Source organism: Methylorubrum sp. B1-46 (genome assembly GCF_021117295.1).
Taxonomy (GTDB): Bacteria; Pseudomonadota; Alphaproteobacteria; order Rhizobiales; family Beijerinckiaceae; genus Methylobacterium.
Genome location: NZ_CP088247.1, coordinates 836,827 through 854,335, shown reverse-complemented (window position 1 = coordinate 854,335; position 17,509 = coordinate 836,827). Strand labels below are relative to the sequence as shown.

The following is a 17,509-nucleotide window of genomic DNA, read 5'->3' as shown; positions in this document are numbered from 1 at the left end:
CTTCCCTCTGCGGGAGAGGGTGCCGGCGGAGCAGGCGGGTGAGGGGCCGGCTCAGGTCCCTCCGGAAAGGTCGCTCCCCTCTCCCGACCCCCTCGGCGGCCACCCTCTCTCGCGGAGGGGAGAGGGGTGCTCAGCCCATTCGCCCGAGAGGCACCTCATGAAATACGATCGCCACGATCCCTTCGATTTCGCCGCCCGCCGCCATATCGGCCCGAAGCTCTCCGAGATCGACCAGATGCTGGAGACGGTCGGCGCGAAGTCGCTGCACGCGCTGATCGACGAGACGCTGCCCCCCGACATCCGGCAGGCGGAATACATCGATTTCGGGGTGTCTCTGACCGAGCGGCGCTCGCTGGAGAAGCTGCGCGCCACCGCCAACAAGAACCGCTTGCTCGTCTCGCTGATCGGCCAGGGCTACCACGGCACGACCATGCCGCCGGCGATCCAGCGCAACATCTTCGAGAACCCGGCTTGGTACACCGCCTACTCGCCGTATCAGCCCGAGATCAGCCAGGGCCGGCTGGAGGCGCTCCTCAACTTCCAGACCCTGGTCTGCGACCTCACCGCGCTCGACGTCGCCAACGCCTCGCTGCTCGACGAGGCAACTGCCGCGGCGGAGGCCATGGGCATGGCGCGTCGCGTGGCGAAGTCGGACAGGAACGCCTTCTTCGTCGATCGCGACTGCCTGCCCCAGACCATCGCCGTGCTGCGGACCCGCGCCGCGCCGCTCGGCTGGGACATCGTGGTCGGCGATCCCTTCGCGGATCTGGACCCGTCCGCCGTCTTCGGGGCGTTGTTCCAGTATCCCGGCGTGAACGGCGCCGTTCACGACTTTTCCGCTCTCATCGCCGCGCTGCATGAGGCCGGAGCACTCGCCGCGGTCGCGGCTGACCCGCTGGCGCTGACGCTGCTGAAGGCGCCGGGTGAGATGGGCGCCGACATCGCGGTGGGCTCGATGCAGCGCTACGGTGTGCCGATGGGCTACGGCGGCCCGCACGCCGCCTACATGGCGACCCGAGACGCCCACAAGCGGGCGCTGCCCGGCCGCATCGTCGGCGTCTCGGTCGATGCCCGCGGCAACCGCTCCTATCGCCTCGCGCTCCAGACCCGCGAGCAGCATATTCGCCGCGAGAAGGCGACCTCGAACATCTGCACCAGCCAAGTGCTGCTCGCGGTCATCGCCTCGATGTTCGCGGTCTATCACGGACCGGCCGGCCTCAAGGCAATCGCCCTGCGGGTCCATCGCGACGCCGTGCGCCTCGCCGCGGGCCTGGAGAAGCTCGGCTTCACGGTCGAGCCCGCGCACTTCTTCGACACGGTCACCGTTCGGGTCGGCGCGTTCCAGGGCGTGATCCTGAAGAGCGCGGTCGAGAACGGCGTGAACCTGCGCCGGATCGGCACCGACCGCATCGGCATCAGCGTCGATCAGCGCACCCGGCCCGACATCATCCAGGCGGTTTGGCGCGCCTTCGGCGGCACCGATCTCGCCTACGACGAGGCCTATCCCGAGCCGCGTCTGCCGGCCGAACTGGAGCGGACCTCGGAATACCTGACCCACCCGATCTTCCACATGAACCGGGCCGAGAGCGAGATGACGCGCTACATGCGCCGCCTCGCGGATCGCGACCTCGCCCTCGACCGGGCGATGATCCCGCTCGGCTCCTGCACGATGAAGCTCAACGCCACCGCCGAGATGCTGCCGATCTCCTGGCCGGAATTTTCGGAGCTGCACCCCTTCGTGCCCGAGGATCAGGCGCTCGGTTACAAAGAGCTCATCGACGACCTCTCGCAAAAGCTCTGCGCGATCACCGGCTACGACGCGATCTCGATGCAGCCGAATTCCGGCGCGCAGGGCGAGTATGCGGGGCTGCTCGCCATCCGCCGCTACCACCTCTCGCGCGGGGAGGGGCACCGCACGGTCTGCCTGATCCCGTCGTCTGCCCACGGCACCAACCCGGCTTCGGCGCAGATGTGCGGCATGAGCGTGGTGGTGGTCGGGGCAGACGCCCACGGCAATATCGACGTCGAGGATTTTGCGAAGAAGGCCGAGCAGCACGCGGACAAGCTGGCCGCCTGCATGATCACCTATCCCTCGACCCACGGCGTGTTCGAAGCGCGGGTGCGCGAACTCTGCGACATCGTCCACCGGCACGGGGGCCAGGTCTATCTCGACGGGGCCAACCTCAACGCCATGGTCGGGTTGGCCCGGCCTGGCGATATCGGCGCCGATGTCAGCCACCTCAACCTGCACAAGACCTTCTGCATCCCGCATGGCGGCGGCGGGCCGGGCATGGGGCCGATCGGCGTCAAGACGCACCTGATCCCGTTCCTGCCCTCCGATCCGCGCTCGGGCGAGGAAGGCGCGGTCTCGGCCGCCGCCTTCGGTTCGGCCTCGATCCTGCCGATCTCGTGGAGCTACTGCCTGATGATGGGCGGGCGCGGCCTGACCCAGGCGACGCGGGTGGCGATCCTCAACGCCAACTACATCGCCCGGCGGCTCGATGGGGCCTATTCCATCCTTTACGCCGGCCGGAACGGGCGCGTGGCGCATGAATGCATCGTCGATGTGCGCCCGTTCCAAAAGAGCGCGGGCGTCACCGTCGAGGACATCGCCAAGCGCCTGATCGATTGCGGCTTCCACCCGCCGACCATGAGCTGGCCGGTGGCCGGTACGCTGATGATCGAGCCGACTGAATCCGAGACGAAGGCCGAGATCGATCGCTTCTGCGACGCCATGCTGGCGATCCGGGAAGAAATCCGGGCGATCGAGGAGGGGCGGATGGATCGAGCGAACAACCCGCTCAAGAACGCGCCGCACACGGTACAGGACCTGATCGGCGCCTGGGAACGGCCCTATTCGCGAGAGGAGGCATGCTTCCCGTCGGGGTCCTTGCGCATGGACAAGTACTGGCCGCCGGTGAATCGCGTCGACAACGCCTACGGCGACCGCAACCTCGTCTGCTCCTGCCCGCCGACCGAGGCGTATGGTGAGGCGGCGGAGTAGATCGCGCGCCTGAACCCCGCCCCCCTCTGCCGGGGGGGAGGGGGTCTGCGAAGCAGGAGGCGAAGGCTGGCACGGGCCCGTCCGGAAGCGGCGCTCCCCTCACGCGGCCGCTCTCGGGGGCTACCCTCGCCCGCACAGGGGGTCGGCTGTGCGTTTGACTCGGCGGCCCCCACCCCTCATCCCCCGCCCATGACCGCGCTCAATCAGCACCACCTCTGGCGGCCCTACACCCAGATGAAGACGGCCGCGCCGCCGCTGGAGGCGATCGCGACGCGGGGCACGCGCATCACGCTCAAGGGTGGGCGGGAACTGATCGACGGCATCGCCTCGTGGTGGACCGCCGTTCACGGCTACAACCATCCCTATATCGCCGCGGCGATGGCAGATCAGCTATTGCGCATGCCGCACGTGATGTTCGGCGGCCTCACCCATGCCCCGGCCGAGCGGCTGGGCACGCGCCTCGCCGCGATGCTGCCGGGTGAACTCAACCACGTCTTCTTCACCGATTCCGGCTCGGTCGCCGTCGAGGTGGCGCTGAAGATGGCGGTGCAGCTCTGGCTCAACCGCGGCGAGACCGGCCGCACCCGCGTGCTGGCCTTCCGCGGCGGCTATCACGGCGATACCATGGGCGCGATGTCGGCCTGCGACCCCGAGGAGGGAATGCACCGCCGCTTCGGCGCCTACCTGCCGAGCCAGGTCTTTTGCGAGCTTCCGGGCGACGCAGGCCAGGAAGCCGCCCTCGACGCGGCGCTCGCCCACCACCGCCACGAACTCGCGGCGGTGATCGTCGAGCCCCTGGTGCAGGGCGCGGGCGGGATGCTAACGCATCCGCCGGAGGTGTTGGCCACCGTCGCGCGCCTCGCCCGCCGCCACGGCCTGCCGCTCATCGCCGACGAGATCTTCACCGGCTTCGGCCGAACGGGGACGATGTTCGCCTGCGAGCAGGCAGGCATCGTGCCCGACATCCTCTGCCTATCGAAGGCGCTGACCGGCGGCACGATGGCGCTCGCGGCGACGGTGACCACCACCGAGATCTTCTCCGCCTTCTGGTCGGACGATCCCGCGGCGGCCCTGATGCACGGCCCGACCTTCATGGCGAACCCACTCGCCTGCGCGGCGGCCAATGCCAGCCTCGACCTGTTCGAGCTCGAGCCCCGCTTGACCCAAGCCCGCGCCATCGCCGCGCGCCTGGAGGCGGGCCTCGCGCCGCTCCGCCGGCTGTCCGGCGTGCGAGACGTGCGGGTGCTCGGCGCCATCGGCGCGGTGCAGTTCGCGAACGCCCCCGATCTCGCCGACCTGAAGCGGCGCTTCGTCGAGCGCGGCGTCTGGGTGCGGCCGTTCGGGAACATCGTCTACCTCACCCCCGCTCTGAGCATCGATTCGGACGATCTCGACCGCCTGATCGCGGCGGTGACGGCCGTGACGGAGGCCACTGCCTGAGGCGGGCCGGTCCTCCGGCGCAGGGCTCGCAGGCTTGTTCGCGGGATAAGCGACGGACACCCTTCGGGACCCTGCAACCCGCAGCGGGGTTACTCGTTGGACCACCGCAGCGCAGCGGCGCCCGCCACGGGAAACGGCCAAGTCGGCGAGCGATGTCTGCGAGCGGTGGGTCCGCGAACAACAAGTCTGCGAACAATTCGGGTCGCTGGAGCAAATCGGGGAGAGCGTAAGGTGGCGAGCCAGACCGAGACGACGAATCCGGAAGCCGACCGTCCCGTCATCCTCATCGTCGAGGACGAGGCCCTGACCATCATGGACCTTGGCGACGTGCTGGAGGAGGGCGGCTACGACACCGTGCAATGCGCGTCCGCCGAGCGCGCGCTGTCCATCCTTCAGGCGCGACCGGACATCTGCGGTCTCGTGACCGACGTGCAGCTCTCGGGGCGGGTCGACGGGTTCGAACTGGCGAACTCCGTCGCCCAGGCCCGGCCGAACCTGCCGATCCTGATCGTCTCCGGCCGCGCCTCGCCCGATCCCGAGCGCATGCCGGCCGGCGCACAGTTCCTTGCCCGGCCCTGCGCGGGCGAAGACATCCTGGCCCGTCTCAAGGGCTTGATGCCGAGCTGCTGAGCGCTTCGCGCCAGCCCGCCACCGTTTCCGCCAGGCCCGGACCGAGGCGGTAGCGCGGGGAAAAACCGACCTCGTCCGCCAAGCGCCGGATGTCGGCCTCGATGCAGGCCGGCTCCGTCGGGCCGAGCGGGCGCGCGCCGAAATTGATCAGGTCCGGCCGCGCGGTCAGCGTACCGATCGACTCCAGGATGGTCCGCACCGGCACCGCATCGCCCGAGCCGATATTGACGGGGCCTTCCACGCCCGAGTCGAGCAGGGCCGCGAAGGCGGCGCCCGCGTCGGCGACGTGGAGAAAGTCGCGGCGCTGCCGGCCCTCGCTGGTGGCGAGGCGCTCGCCCGCGAGCAGCGCCCGCGCCGCATCGCCGACGAGCCGGCCCGGCGTCTCGCCGGGACCGTAGAGGTAGAACAGCCGCCCCCAGCCGAAGGAGAGGCCGGTGGTGGCCGCGTATGCGTGTAGGATGCGGCGCAGGCCGTCCTTGGCGGCACCGTAGAGCGTGGCAGGGCGGCAGAGGGCGGATTCGACAAGATGACCCGACTGGATCGCCGCTTCATCCCCCTCGCTTCGCAGGGGGGGAGAGGGGGATTCCAGTTCTGCGCGCGGCAGCCGGTCGATCTCCGTCCAATCGTACTCGGCACACGTCCCGGCCACGACCGCACGGATGCCGCCGGCCTCGCGAAAGGTCCGCACGAGGTCGAGGCTCGCGGCGGTCCAATCGAGATTGTCCGGCGCCTGCCAGTAGCGGCCGGGCGTGGTGACCCAGGCGAGGTGGAGCAGATGGCTCGCCGAGGCGGCCTGCACGGCGGCGCGTCGCTGAGACGGATCGAGCAGGTCTGCGGCGTGGAAGGCTTGGATACCCTCCGGCGCGGTCCGGCCGAGGGCGTGGACCTCAAAACCACGAGTGGCCAAAGCGGCGACCGCGTGGCGCCCGACGAAGCCGGCGCCTCCGGTGACGAGAACCCGCTTCACCGCCCCGCCCAATCGGGAAAAGCGAGATCGCGCGGTGCGATGACGGTGACCGGCTCGGGCCATGCGAGACCGAAGGCCGGATCGTCCCAGCGCACCCCGTCGGCGGCGGAGGCCACGAAGGGCCGGTCGATCATATAGAGGATTTCCGTGTCGTCGCTGAGCGTCTGGAAGCCGTGGGCGAGACCGGCCGGGATGTAGAGGGCGTGGCGGTTCGCGGCCGAGAGCGTGACGGAGGCGGTGCACCGATAGGTCGGCGAGCCCGGCCGCAGGTCGATCACCGCGTCGTGGATCGCGCCGGCCGTGCAACGCACGAGCTTGGTCTCGGCGTGGGGCGGCTTGGAGAAGTGCATCCCGCGCACGGTGCCGCGGCGGTGGTTGAACGAGACGCTCGATTGCGCGAAGCGCCCGACCAGCCCGCGCTCCGTGAAGTCGCTCTCGCAATGGGTGCGGGCGAAGAAGCCACGCTCGTCCGGGTGCGGCTCGGGCCGGACCCGGAACAGGCCGGGGAGTTCGAGTTCCTCGAAGATCATCGCGCTTCAGAACACTGTCAGTTCGGGGATCGCGACAGCGAAGCGCCCGCCCCATTCGCGGATCGCGGCCATCTCTCCGGCGATCTCATCCTTGAGGTTCCAGGGCAGGATCAGCACCGTGTCGGGGCGCATCGCCAAAAGTTCGTCGGGCGAGACCACGGGGATGCGGCTGCCGGGCAGCCATGTGCCCTGCTTGTGCGGCGAACGGTCGGCCACCGCCCGGATCAGCTCCGGACCGATGCCGCAATAGTTGAGGAAGGTGTTGCCCTTGGCTGCCGCGCCGTAGGCGCAGACCGTGCGGCCCGCCGCCCGCTCCTCGATCAGGAAGCGCAGGGCCTCGCATTTGATGTCGGCCGCCGCCGGTCCGAAACCGGCGTAGCCGGAGGGGTCGAACAGGTTCGCACTCCACTCAGAGAGCACCACCCGTTCCAGTGCCGCAGTCGGTTGATGCACGCCACCCTCGTGGCAGGCGAAGACACGCAGCGAGCCGCCATGGGTCGGCAACTCCTCGACATCGAACACCCGCAGGCCCTGCCGCTGGAGAATGCCCATCACGACGCACAGCGAGAGGTAGGAGAAGTGCTCGTGGTAGATCGTGTCGAACTGCCGATGCTCGATCATCTGCAGCAGGTGCGGGAACTCGAAGGTCGCGACCCCCTCCGGCTTCAGGATCTCGGCGAAGCCCGCGGTGAAATCGAGAATGTCGGGCACGTGGGCGAGGACGTTGTTGGCCGCCGTCAGGTCCGCCTTGTGACCCGCTGCGGCGAGCCGGCGGGCTGTGTCGCGGCCGAAGAAGGCGACGTCCGTGGGCACGCCGCGCTTCACCGCCACGCGGGCGACGTTGGCCGCCGGCTCGACCCCGAGCACCGGCACGCCGCGTCTGACGAAGTATTGCAGCAGGTAGCCGTCGTTGCTCGCGACCTCCACGACCTTGCTCTCCGGCCCGAGGCCGAAGCGCGCGATCATCGCGTCGACGTAGCTTTCCGCGTGCCGCAGCCAGCCGGCGGAGAAGCCGGAGAAGTAGGCATAATCCGAGAAGATCGCCTCGGGGCTCTCGAAGGCTTCGAGCTGCACCAGCCAGCAGGCGTCGCAGACATAGGCGTGGAGCGGGTGGAAGATCTCGCCCCGGTGGCGCCGCTCGGGCGTCACGTAGGAGTTGGCGAGCGGCGACAGCCCGAGATCGCAGAAGGTGCGGGTCAGGGCGGCGCCGCAGGCGCGGCAGGACGGAGTGGTCACGCTCGGACTCCGATGGGGGCGCCAGGCTGGCCCAGCGCCTCGTAGCGCGCGATCTCGGCCTCGGCCAGAGAGCGGGGATCGGCGCCGGCGGCAGCCGCGCGGTACCACGCGGCGGTCCAGTCGAGCGCGGTGTCGAGGGTCAGGCGCCGGTCCCAACCGAGCCGGGCGCGGGCCTTGGAGGCATCGACCTTGAGATAGGCCGCCTCGTGCGGGTGGGTCTTCTGCGAGAGATGCCAGCCGGCGCCCTCACCCCAGCCCTTCGCCAGCCGCTCGACGAGATCCGAGACGGGTCGGCAATCCTCGTCCGCCGGCCCGAGATTCCAGCCCTCGGCGAAGCGGTCGCCGTCGGTGCCCGCGAGGCATTCGGCCAGCCGCAGGTAGCCGGCCAGCGGCTCCAGCACATGCTGCCAGGGACGGATGGCATGGGGCGCGCGGATCTCGACGGACTCGCCCGCCCCGAAGGCGCGGACGATGTCGGGGATCAGCCGGTCAAGCGAGTAATCGCCGCCGCCGATGACGTTGCCCGCCCGCGCGCTGGCGATCCGCGCCGGGTGGCCGCCAGCCCCGAAGAACGAGGCGCGATAGGCGCTCGTCACGAGTTCGGCGCAGCCTTTCGAGGCGCTGTAGGGGTCGCGCCCGCCCATCGCCTCGGTCTCGCGATAGGCGTAGGGCCATTCCCGGTTCTCGTAGGCCTTGTCGCTCGTCACGACGACGACGGCGCGCAGGTCCGGCACCGCCCGCGCCGCCTCCAGCAGGTGGACGGTGCCCATCGTGTTGACCGCAAAGGTGCCGACCGGGTCGGCGTAGGAGGGCCGCACCAGGGCCTGCGCCGCCATGTGGATTACGATCTCGGGCTCGGCCGCCGTCATGGCCTTCGTGAGCGCCGCCAAGTCGCGGATGTCGCCGATGCGCGAGTGCTGGGGCGGGAACCCGATCGCCTCGAACAGGTTCGGCCGCGTCTCGGGCGGAAGGGCGAAACCGGTGACCTGGGCGCCGAGCCGGGCGAGCCACAAGCTCAGCCACGCGCCCTTGAACCCGGTATGGCCGGTGAGAAGAACGCGCCGGCCCGCCCAGAAGGCGGGATCGGGGTTGAGGGCCGCCATCACCACACCTTCCAGGGCGCGTCGCCGCGGGCCCAGAGTTCTTCGAGGTGCTTCTTGTCGCGCAGCGTGTCCATCGCCTGCCAGAAGCCGGTATGGTGGTAGGCGTGGAGCTGCCCGTCGCGGGCGAGGCTCTCCAGCGGCTCGCTCTCCCACACGGTGGCATCGCCCGCGATCCGGTCGAGCACACGCGGCGAGAGCACGAAGAAGCCGCCGTTGATGGTGGCCCCGTCGCCCGCCGGCTTCTCGCGAAAACTGCGGACCGCATCGCCAGCGAGGTCGAGGGCGCCGAAGCGGCCCGGCGGTACCACGGCCGTGAGCGTCGCCAGCCGCCCATGCGCCCGATGGAAGGCAGCGAGTGCGGTCAGGTCGATGTCGGCGACGCCGTCGCCGTAGGTCATGAAGAAATCATCGTCGCCGAGATAGTCGCGCACCCGCTTCAGGCGCCCACCGGTCATGGTGGCGTCGCCCGTCTCGATCAGCGACACCTTCCAATCCTCGGCGGCCGAGCGGTGGAACTGCACGTCGCCCCGGCCCAGGTCGAGCGTCACATCGCTCAGGTGCAGGCGGTAATTGAGGAAGAACTCCTTGATGACGTAGCCCTTGTAGCCGAGGCAGATGACGAACTCGGTCACGCCATGGGCGGCGAAGATCTGCATGATGTGCCAGAGGATCGGCCGTCCGCCGATCTCCAGCATCGGCTTGGGGCGCACCACGGTCTCTTCCGAGAGCCGCGTGCCGAGCCCGCCCGCAAGGATCACGGCCTTCACGGCTGGTCTCCGAGGTTGTGTGTCGTCGCCATCATCGCCACGCCTCTACCATGTGCTGCGCGGCTAGCGGAAACCGCTCGGCGTCGAGTTCGAAGGCGGGCGGGCGAATGCCGAACGGGTCCGGGTAGTACGGATCGCGGGCGAGTTGCGCCCCCCAGCGCTTGTGGAAGCGGGCCTGCTCGGCGGGATCGACGACGGGGATGCGGTTTCGGCCCTCGTAGTGGTACAGCCGGGCCTCGGCGCAATAGACCGTGCGCAAACGGTGCTCGCGCAGCCGCAGGCAGAGGTCGATGTCGTTGTAGTTGATGGCGTAACCCTCATCGAAGCCTCCGATGGCTTCGAAGTCGGCACGGTCCACCATCACGCAGGCGCCGGTTACGGCGAGAACGTTGCGGTTGGCGAGGCTGGAGCCGTGATAGCCCGCATCGTCGCCGGGATATCCGCGGCGGACATGGTCCGGCAGGCCCTCGCCGAAAACCACGCCGGCATGCTGCAGGCTGCCATCCTCGAACAGGAGCTTCGGGCCGACCGCGCCGACGCCGGGGATGGCGAGCAGCGCCAGCATCGCCTCGATCCAGTCCGGGGTGATGACGCTGATGTCGTCGTTGAGGAAGACCAGCACCGTGCCGTTCGCCGCGCGGGCGCCGAGGTTCATCTTGGCGGCCACGTTGAAGATCGGCTTGTCCCAGGTGACGGAGCGGGCATCGAACCGGTCGATCGCCGCGCGTGTCGGGGGACGCAGGTCGCCGTTGTCGACCGCGACGATCTCGATGGTGTCGTAGGTGCTGGTCTCGCGGATGCTGGCGAGGCAGGCGGCGAGCAGATCGACGCTGCGCCCGCCGATGAGGCTGTCGCGCCCAGCGCTCGGGATCACGATCGATACGAGCGGGCGTGCCGACACTGTGCGCCGCAGGGCGAAATGCTCGGGCGCCAGAGTGCGGATTGTGTCGAATCCGCCGGTGCGCCGGGCGCGCCCGGCGAGTGCGCGGGCCGCGGCCTCCGGGTCCGGCACGGCGGCGCAACGATGGCACAGCACCTGCGCGACGTGGCCGACGCGGTCGCTTCGCTCGGTCAGGCGGAGCGCGAGGTCGTACGTGGGTGCGCCCTCGCTCGCGGCCGGAAAACCGCCGACCGCCCGCGCCAGGGCGGTCCGGCAGAGGGCGAGGCTGCCGATATAGAAGCTGCCCTCCAGCGTCTCGGGCGACCAATCCGGCTTGAAGAACGGTTCGCAGCGGGCGCCGTCCGGTCCGATCCGGTCTTCGTCCGAGTAGAGCAGGTCGAGATCGGGCTCGCGGGAGATCCGCCGGACCAGGGCGAGGAGCGCGTGCGGCGCCAGCCGGTCGCCGGGCTCCATCGTGGCGAGAAACGGGCCGCGCGCCAGCGCCAGCGCTGCATCGAGGGAGGCGGCGGTGCTCTCGGCGGCCGGTAGCAGACGGATGCGGTCGTCCTCCGCCGCCAGCGCTCGGAGGGCGGCCGATGGCACGGCGGCGAGGCACAACTCCCAATCCGGGTAGATCTGTGCCCGCAGGCTCGCGACCGCCTCCGTGAGGTGATCGGGAGCAGCGTCGCCCGCCGCCATCAGAAGCGAGATCAGCGGGCGCTCCGACAGGGCCACGACCTGCCTGCGCAGAGCCTCGGCCGAGGGCAGGGCGCTCGCTTCGACGGCCTGAAGCCAGGCGGCGTAGGTCGCGGGCGGGCGCCGGGTCTGCGCGGCGCGGGTGAGGCGGCGCCAGATCTCCCGCGGTGGGACGCTGCGCGCCAGCCCGAAGGCGCGCCGCAGGAGGCACAGCGGCCGGCGCTCCTGAGGCGGCAGCCGTTCGATGACCTTTTGCGCCGACAGGACCGCCGCCGTGATCCGGCCCACCGGCTCGACCCGCACGGCGTCGAGGCGGAAGCGCGGGCCGGCCTCGGCGGCTTCCAGGCGGAGGGCGCGGGTGCCGGGCGGCAGGCGGATCAGGTCGTCGGTGCCGCCCTCCCGCCGGGTGAGTCGGTAGCGGCGCGGCTCCGCTTCGCCCACGGTCTCGACGACAAGCATCGGCCCCACCGCCTCCGGGCGGCAGCGAACGCGGATGCGCCCGCCGGACAGCGCCGCCACCACCGCCGCCGGGCCGAAGGCGAAGGTCGGATCGGGGCCGGTCGCGGTCCAGGCCCCGTCATCGGCGGCGCGGTGCAGGTCGCGCAGGGGATAGAGGCCGAGCGCCTCGCGACGCCTCATCGGATCGGCCCGTTGTCTCGGTTGCGGTGGTCGCTCATGCGGCGCCGGAATCCATGAAATCGGCCGCGCCGTGAAGTGATTTCTCGAATGAGTTGTGTCTTGCCGCCTCGGACGCGGCAAAGCGAAACAATTCTGTCATCGAAGTTTCATCGCCCGTCGGCAGATGCTTGGCGCGCGGGCCGCCCGAGGGCATCCTCTCGGGCAGCGTTCGAGCCCGCGCGTCCGCGAAGGGAAACCGGATCATGTCGGCGGCAAACGAAGCGCTCGCCGTGGCGGCGCAGGGCGAAGCCCCCGGTCAGCCGAGCGGTCGCGGCGCGAAGGACAAGGTGGGCAAGACCGTCAAGCGGCTGCGCCCCCCGGCCGCCAAGAGCGTCGGCTGGGCGCTGGTCCAGGCGGCGCGGTTGCATCGCGCCCGGGTCGGTGACCGGCTCGCCGAACTCGACCTGTTCGCCGGTCAGGAGCAGGTGGTGCAGGCGCTCGCCGCCGCCGGCAGCATGACCATGGGCGATCTTGCCGCCACCCTGCGGGTGCGCCCGCCGACCGCCTCCAAGACGATCTCCCGGCTCGCCGCCCTGGGCTTCGTCGAGCGCCGGGCCGAGGCGGGGGACGGCCGCATCGTGCGCGTGCGCCTGACCGAGACCGGGATGGCCAAGGCCGCCGCGATCGAGCGGATCTGGGACGAGGTCGAGGCTGAACTGCTCGAAGATTTCGACAACAAGGAGCGCCGCCGCCTGCGCAAGCTCCTGCGCCGCGTCGCCCGCAACCTCGCGGAGGCCGCCGGCGTGAGCGGCCACGAGGAAGCCGACCAAGAAATCGACGGCGACGACGAGGACGAGGCCCTGCTGGGGCCGGCGGCCTCCGACGCCGTGGCGCAGTCGTAGGATCCGCCGGTCCGCAGCGCTCCTTCCGCCCGTCACAGGATCGGTCGATCCCGGCCCGACGATTCAGGCCCGGCCGACCGGCACCATGTCGGCGAGTTCGCGCCGTGCGGGGCGGGTGAGGGCGGCGGCCAGCATTGCTTCCAGGACGATGAGGTCGGTTTCCGGGTCGGGCTCCCACCCGCAGGTGCAATGTCCCTCGGGGCCGTGTGCGGCGGCCACCTGCCGGTAGAGCGTGCCGACGGTGCGCGCCGCCGCCTCGAGCGCGGCCATGACGTGCATCGGCTCGCGCTGGAGCGCCTGCCAGAAGGCGACCGTGAGCGCTCGCTCCAGCGTTCCCTGCGCATGCCGCTCTGCCGCGTCGGGCGGTGAGGTGACGAGGCCGGCGCTCATGCCTGCCCTCCCGCCCGCGCCTCGGCCCGCACCCGTGCGCGGGCTTCGACTGGCACCATCCGCGGCTTTGTCGCGTCGCCGGGCTCCAGCCCCACCAAGGCTTCGAGGCCGCCCCGGCTCAGGCCGAGGGCGGAACCGTCCCACCACGCGAGACGCACCGATTCGAGCAGGGCGTCGAGGGCGCTGAGCCAAGCGGACGGGCTGTGGGAAGCGGGCAGCGTATCGCCACGCGGGAGCCACGGTGTGCCGTGGGAAGCGTTCGGGAACGGGAGGATGTGTGCCATGCGTTCACCATGGATCTAACTGTAGATCCGACGCAAGTGATCTTCAAAACATTGGAAATGCTTTAAATGAGTTCTGTTTTGATCCGCTGAAATATAGATTTAGAACAATTCAATCGGTCGAAAAAAGAGCCTGTCGCGTCTCGGCTTGGCCCGCCCGGTCAGCGGACCGGTTGATCGAAGGACGTGGCGGGATAAGGCTCGCCCCTGAGGGTGAAGTGCCACCATTCCTGCGCGTAGGGGGCGAAGCCGGCGCGAATCATCGCGTCGCGCAGACGGCGGCGGTTGCGGGCCTGCTCCGGGGCGAGGCCCGTAAACTCGGTCGCGGAGGCCTCGTCGAAGAGGTCGAAGGGCGTGCCCATGTCGAGTTCGATGCCGTCGGTGCGGCGTATCAGCGTCAGATCCACCGTCGAGCCGCGGGAATGAGAGGAGCGCTCGGCGATGTAGCCGAGGCGGAACAGGTCCGCCTTGTCGGTCCGCGGGTAGTAGGCGGCCTTCATGCGCGTGTCGGCGGGGTCGCGCGCCCAGGCGGCGAAGTCGGCCACCGCCCGGCGCGGGCGGTAGCAGTCGAACACCTTCAGGCCGAGCCCTTCCGGCGCCAGCGAGACCTGGACCGCCGCCAGCGCACGGGCCGCCTGCGGCGTCAGCAGGCAGCGCGGCGCCTCGTAGCCGGCCACAGGCCGGCCGATGAAATTGTTGGACCCGGCATAGCGCATGTCGAGGACGAGACCCGCCACGACGCCGCTCGCATCGACGAAGGGGCCGGCCTCCGCCGCGGCGGGCTGAGCGGCAGCGAGGGCGAGCCCCGTCACAAGGGTGCGCATCAGGCGCGCCATGCTAGCAGCCCCGCCCCGGCGGCGATCAGCCCGACGCCGGCCCAGTGATGCGGCGCGAGGCGCTCGCCGAGGAAGAGGACGCCGAACAAAGCCACCAGCACGACGCTCAGCTTGTCCAGCGGCGCGACGCGGCCGGCATCCCCCAGCGCCAGCGCCCGGAAGTAGCAGAGCCAAGACGCACCGGTGGCAAGCCCCGACAGGATCAGGAAGACAAGATTTCTGGTGGAGACGCGGGCGAGATCCGGCATCTGCCCGGCGACGGCGACGATGGCGCCCGTCAGCATCAGGATCACGATGGTTCGGATGAAGGTCGCCACATCCGGCGCGACGCCGTCGATCCCGACCTTGGCGAGGATCGCGGTGGCGGCGGCGAACCCGGCCGACAGCAGGGCCCAGAAGCGCCACGACGAGAGCAGGTCGCTCAACGAAAGCCTCCCTAAAGGGCGTGGCGCATCACGATCAGCGCCAGGGCGAGCCCGCCGATGCCCGCCAGAACCGAGACGAGCACGTAGGCGAGCGCCGCCATCCAGTCGCCCCGCTCCATCAGGGTGACGGCTTCGAGGGAAAAGGTCGAGAAGGTGGTGAAGCCACCCAGGATCCCGGTGGCCACGAACAGCCGCGCCTGGGGCGGCCCACCGCGTAGTGCCATCCAGCCGGTAACGACCCCCATCAGCACCGAGCCGACGACGTTGATGCCGAGCGTTCCCCACGGGAAACCTGCCCCGAGCCGCACGGCCCAGAGGTTGATCCCGTGGCGCATCACACCGCCGAGGCCGGCACCGAGGAAAACGAGGAGGCTGTTCAAGGCGAAGGCTCGGGGATGGAGGCGCAGTTGGGACGCCGGCGTGCAAGGCGCGTGCAGGTCTAGCGCATCGGTGTGGACAAGGGGCAGATACAAAAAGAAGCCCGCCGGCTTCGCAGCCGGCGGGCTTCGTAGGGTTCTCGGCAACGATGGGCCTCAAGCCTCGCCGATGATCTTGTCCGGCGTGATCGGCAGGTGGCGGATGCGCTTGCCGGTGGCGTGGAAGACCGCGTTCGCGATCGCGGCGGCCACACCGACGATGCCGATCTCGCCGAGGCCCTTCACGCCGAGGGGGTTCGCCTTGTCCTCCTCGTCGACGAAGATCACGTCGATGTCGTGGATATCGGCATGCACCGGCACGTGGTACTCGCCGAGATTGTGGTTCATGAACCGGCCGATGCGGTGGTCGAGCATCGATTCCTCGTGCAGGGCCGAGCCGATACCCATGACGACGCCACCGAGGATCTGGCTGCGGGCCGTCTTGAGGTTGATGATCTTGCCCGCCGCGATGGCCGAGACCACGCGGGTGCAGCGCACTTGGCCGAGTTCCTCGTCGATCTTCACCTCCGCGAAGATCGCCGAGTGGGTATAGGCCTCGTATTGTTGGGCGAAGTCCTTGTCCGGAGAGGCCTCACCCGTCGCCTCAAGCTTCTGCGTGCCGGTCGCCTTCAGGACGTCGGTGAGTGCCACGCTCTTGGACGGATCGCCCGCCACCTCGATGCGGCCGTTCGAAAACACCACGCGCTCGAAATCGGCGTTGGCGAGCGGTGAGTTCTCCATGCCGCGGGCAAGCTTGAAGGCCTGCTCGGCGATGTCGCGGCAGGCCTTCATCACGGCGGTGCCGGAGGAGGCCGCCGTCCACGAGCCGCCTGCCACGGGCGCCTTGGCGAGCGTGGTGTCGCCGAGCTTGGTCGTGACGTGGTCGAGCGGCAGCCCCAGCGTGTCGGCGGCGATCTGGGTCAGGATCGTGTAGGTGCCGGTGCCGAGGTCGCCCGTCTGGTTGCCGACTTCGAGCCGGCCGTCCGCGGTGAGCACGGCATGCGCGCTCGACTGCATCATCATCGATTCCCAGATGCCGGTCGCCATGCCCCAGCCGACCAGTTCCCGGCCCTCGCGCATGGAGCGCGGCTCCGGCGTGCGGCGGCTCCAGCCGAAGCGCTCGGCGCCCTGGCGGAAGCAGTCCTTGAGCGCCTTGGAGCCGAATGGCTTCTCCTCGGTCGGGTCGCTCTCGGTGTAGTTCTTCAGGCGAAGCTGGATCGGATCCTGGCCGGTGGCATAGGCCAGTTCGTCCATCGCCGTCTCGATGGCGTAGACGCCGGTCACGGCGCCGGGCGCGCGCATGTCGCCGGGCGTCGGGGTGTCGAGCTTGGCCAGGCTATAGGTCAGTTTGACGTTGTCGCAGTCGTAGAGCACGCCCGACCAGTTGACGACGACCTCCTGATAATCCTCGTAAGCTGAGGTGCCCTGCACCGCGTCATGCTTGAGCGCGGTGAGCTTGCCCGAGCGGTCGGCACCCAGCGACACGGTCTGGAGCGCCTCCGAGCGGTAGGTGAAGGACCACATCTGGTCGCGGGTCAGCGTCACCCGCACCGAACGGCCGAGATCTTTTGCGGCCAGCATCGCCAGGAAGAGCTGGTATTGCGGGCGCAAGCCCGAGCCGAAGCCGCCGCCGAGATAGGGGTTCAGCACCCGCACCTGCTCCGGCTTCAGGCCGAAGGCGCTGGCGATGTAGTCGTGGGTGTTCGAGACGCCCTGGATCTTGTCGTAGACGGTGTAGGTGCCGTCCTTCTCCACGACGACCGTGGAGGCATGCGGCTCCATCGGGTTGTGGTGCTCGTCGGCCATCCGGTACTGGCCGTTGACGCGGATCTCGGCCGCGTCGAACACCGTCTCGGCGTTGCCCCACGGCTCCGGCGGCGGCTTGATGCCGGCCCGCTTCATCGGCGGATCGTAGGCCTCGGGTGCCTGCGCCGAGAGGTCGGTGCGCGGCGCCACGACTCCGTAATCGACCCGCACCAGGGAGGCGGCATAGCGCGCCGTCTCGAAATCCTCGGCGACGACGAGGGCCACCGGCTGGCCGGAGAAGACGATGCGGTTGGTCGCCAGCGCCTGGAACGGTGCACCGGGGGGCGCCACCGCGTCCTGGTAATCCTCCGGGTTGTCGGAGGTGGCTGGGCGGTTCTCGTGGGTGATCACCTTGATGACGCCGGGCACGGCCTCCGCGGCCGAGGCGTCGATGCTCCGGATGCTGCCCTTGGCGATGGCGCTCGATACCACCACGCCGTAGGCGAGATCGGGGGCGGCGAACTCGCCGGCGTACTTGGCGAGGCCGGTGACCTTGGCCGGGCCGTCGACGCGGCTGACGGCGCTGCCGACGAAACGGTCGCGGCCAGCCGCCGTGCTGATCTGAACGGTCATGGCTGCTCC

17 protein-coding genes are annotated in these 17,509 nt (G+C 69.9%); 4 read left to right on the top strand and 13 right to left on the bottom strand.

The window, feature by feature from the left end; translation table 11 throughout:
* The first annotated feature begins 157 nt into the window (after nucleotides 1-157).
* The 3 genes from gcvP (at nucleotide 158) to LPC10_RS04140 (ending at nucleotide 5,074) form a co-directional block, all read left to right on the top strand.
* Nucleotides 158-3,004, top strand: coding sequence for an aminomethyl-transferring glycine dehydrogenase (gene gcvP / locus LPC10_RS04150; RefSeq protein ID WP_231345585.1), 2,847 nt, complete (start codon nucleotides 158-160; stop codon nucleotides 3,002-3,004).
* A gap of 189 nt (nucleotides 3,005-3,193) precedes the next feature.
* Nucleotides 3,194-4,444: an adenosylmethionine--8-amino-7-oxononanoate transaminase gene (locus LPC10_RS04145; RefSeq protein WP_231345584.1), complete on the top strand. Its 1,251-nt coding sequence runs from the start codon at nucleotides 3,194-3,196 to the stop codon at nucleotides 4,442-4,444.
* 231 nt (nucleotides 4,445-4,675) lie between these two features.
* On the top strand, nucleotides 4,676-5,074 hold the full coding sequence (locus LPC10_RS04140; RefSeq protein ID WP_231345583.1) for a response regulator: 399 nt from the start codon (nucleotides 4,676-4,678) through the stop codon (nucleotides 5,072-5,074).
* Here the strand turns inward: LPC10_RS04140 and LPC10_RS04135 are convergent.
* Genes LPC10_RS04135 through LPC10_RS04105 form a run of 7 tightly spaced genes read right to left on the bottom strand, consistent with a single transcriptional unit; the run spans nucleotide 5,049 to nucleotide 12,136 of the window.
* Nucleotides 5,049-6,041, bottom strand: coding sequence for an NAD(P)-dependent oxidoreductase (locus LPC10_RS04135; RefSeq protein ID WP_231345582.1), 993 nt, complete (start codon nucleotides 6,039-6,041; stop codon nucleotides 5,049-5,051). The genes LPC10_RS04140 and LPC10_RS04135 overlap by 26 nt on opposite strands.
* A complete protein-coding gene (locus tag LPC10_RS04130; RefSeq protein WP_231345581.1) occupies nucleotides 6,038-6,571 on the bottom strand; it encodes a dTDP-4-dehydrorhamnose 3,5-epimerase family protein in 534 nt (177 codons plus the stop codon). The genes LPC10_RS04135 and LPC10_RS04130 overlap by 4 nt, the downstream gene beginning before the upstream one ends.
* A gap of 6 nt (nucleotides 6,572-6,577) precedes the next feature.
* Nucleotides 6,578-7,807 carry a class I SAM-dependent methyltransferase gene (locus LPC10_RS04125; protein WP_231345580.1) on the bottom strand — a complete coding sequence of 410 codons (1,230 nt, stop codon included), beginning with the start codon at nucleotides 7,805-7,807 and terminating at the stop codon, nucleotides 6,578-6,580.
* Entirely contained in the window at nucleotides 7,804-8,910 is a 1,107-nt protein-coding gene (gene rfbG / locus LPC10_RS04120) for a CDP-glucose 4,6-dehydratase (RefSeq protein ID WP_231345579.1), read from the bottom strand. Before rfbG ends, LPC10_RS04125 begins: the two co-directional genes overlap by 4 nt.
* Nucleotides 8,910-9,677: a glucose-1-phosphate cytidylyltransferase gene (gene rfbF, locus LPC10_RS04115; RefSeq protein WP_231345578.1), complete on the bottom strand. Its 768-nt coding sequence runs from the start codon at nucleotides 9,675-9,677 to the stop codon at nucleotides 8,910-8,912. Before rfbF ends, rfbG begins: the two co-directional genes overlap by 1 nt.
* Nucleotides 9,678-9,708: 31 nt before the next feature.
* Nucleotides 9,709-11,892: a glycosyltransferase gene (locus tag LPC10_RS04110; protein ID WP_231345577.1), complete on the bottom strand. Its 2,184-nt coding sequence runs from the start codon at nucleotides 11,890-11,892 to the stop codon at nucleotides 9,709-9,711.
* 34 nt (nucleotides 11,893-11,926) lie between these two features.
* Complete coding sequence (locus LPC10_RS04105) at nucleotides 11,927-12,136, bottom strand: hypothetical protein (RefSeq protein ID WP_231345576.1); 210 nt, start codon at nucleotides 12,134-12,136, stop codon at nucleotides 11,927-11,929.
* On the opposite strand from LPC10_RS04105, the gene LPC10_RS04100 reads away from it, so the two are divergent.
* Nucleotides 12,135-12,773 carry a MarR family winged helix-turn-helix transcriptional regulator gene (locus tag LPC10_RS04100; RefSeq protein WP_231345575.1) on the top strand — a complete coding sequence of 213 codons (639 nt, stop codon included), beginning with the start codon at nucleotides 12,135-12,137 and terminating at the stop codon, nucleotides 12,771-12,773. The genes LPC10_RS04105 and LPC10_RS04100 overlap by 2 nt on opposite strands.
* A 63-nt stretch (nucleotides 12,774-12,836) precedes the next feature.
* Here the strand turns inward: LPC10_RS04100 and LPC10_RS04095 are convergent, their stop codons facing one another.
* From LPC10_RS04095 to LPC10_RS04070, 6 genes are all read right to left on the bottom strand, one after another.
* Nucleotides 12,837-13,163, bottom strand: a complete 327-nt coding sequence (locus tag LPC10_RS04095) for a hypothetical protein (protein ID WP_231345574.1) — start codon at nucleotides 13,161-13,163, stop codon at nucleotides 12,837-12,839.
* Nucleotides 13,160-13,447, bottom strand: coding sequence for a hypothetical protein (locus LPC10_RS04090; protein ID WP_231345573.1), 288 nt, complete (start codon nucleotides 13,445-13,447; stop codon nucleotides 13,160-13,162). Before LPC10_RS04090 ends, LPC10_RS04095 begins: the two co-directional genes overlap by 4 nt.
* Before the next feature lie 158 nt (nucleotides 13,448-13,605).
* Nucleotides 13,606-14,268, bottom strand: coding sequence for a M15 family metallopeptidase (locus tag LPC10_RS04085; protein WP_231346958.1), 663 nt, complete (start codon nucleotides 14,266-14,268; stop codon nucleotides 13,606-13,608).
* A complete protein-coding gene (locus tag LPC10_RS04080; RefSeq protein WP_231345572.1) occupies nucleotides 14,268-14,705 on the bottom strand; it encodes an EamA family transporter in 438 nt (145 codons plus the stop codon). The genes LPC10_RS04085 and LPC10_RS04080 overlap by 1 nt, the downstream gene beginning before the upstream one ends.
* Before the next feature lie 11 nt (nucleotides 14,706-14,716).
* Nucleotides 14,717-15,040 (bottom strand): CrcB family protein, encoded by a 324-nt coding sequence (locus LPC10_RS04075; protein ID WP_231346957.1) that lies wholly within the window; start codon nucleotides 15,038-15,040, stop codon nucleotides 14,717-14,719.
* 198 nt (nucleotides 15,041-15,238) lie between these two features.
* Nucleotides 15,239-17,500: a xanthine dehydrogenase family protein molybdopterin-binding subunit gene (locus LPC10_RS04070; RefSeq protein WP_231345571.1), complete on the bottom strand. Its 2,262-nt coding sequence runs from the start codon at nucleotides 17,498-17,500 to the stop codon at nucleotides 15,239-15,241.
* Between the last annotated feature and the right edge of the window lie 9 nt (nucleotides 17,501-17,509).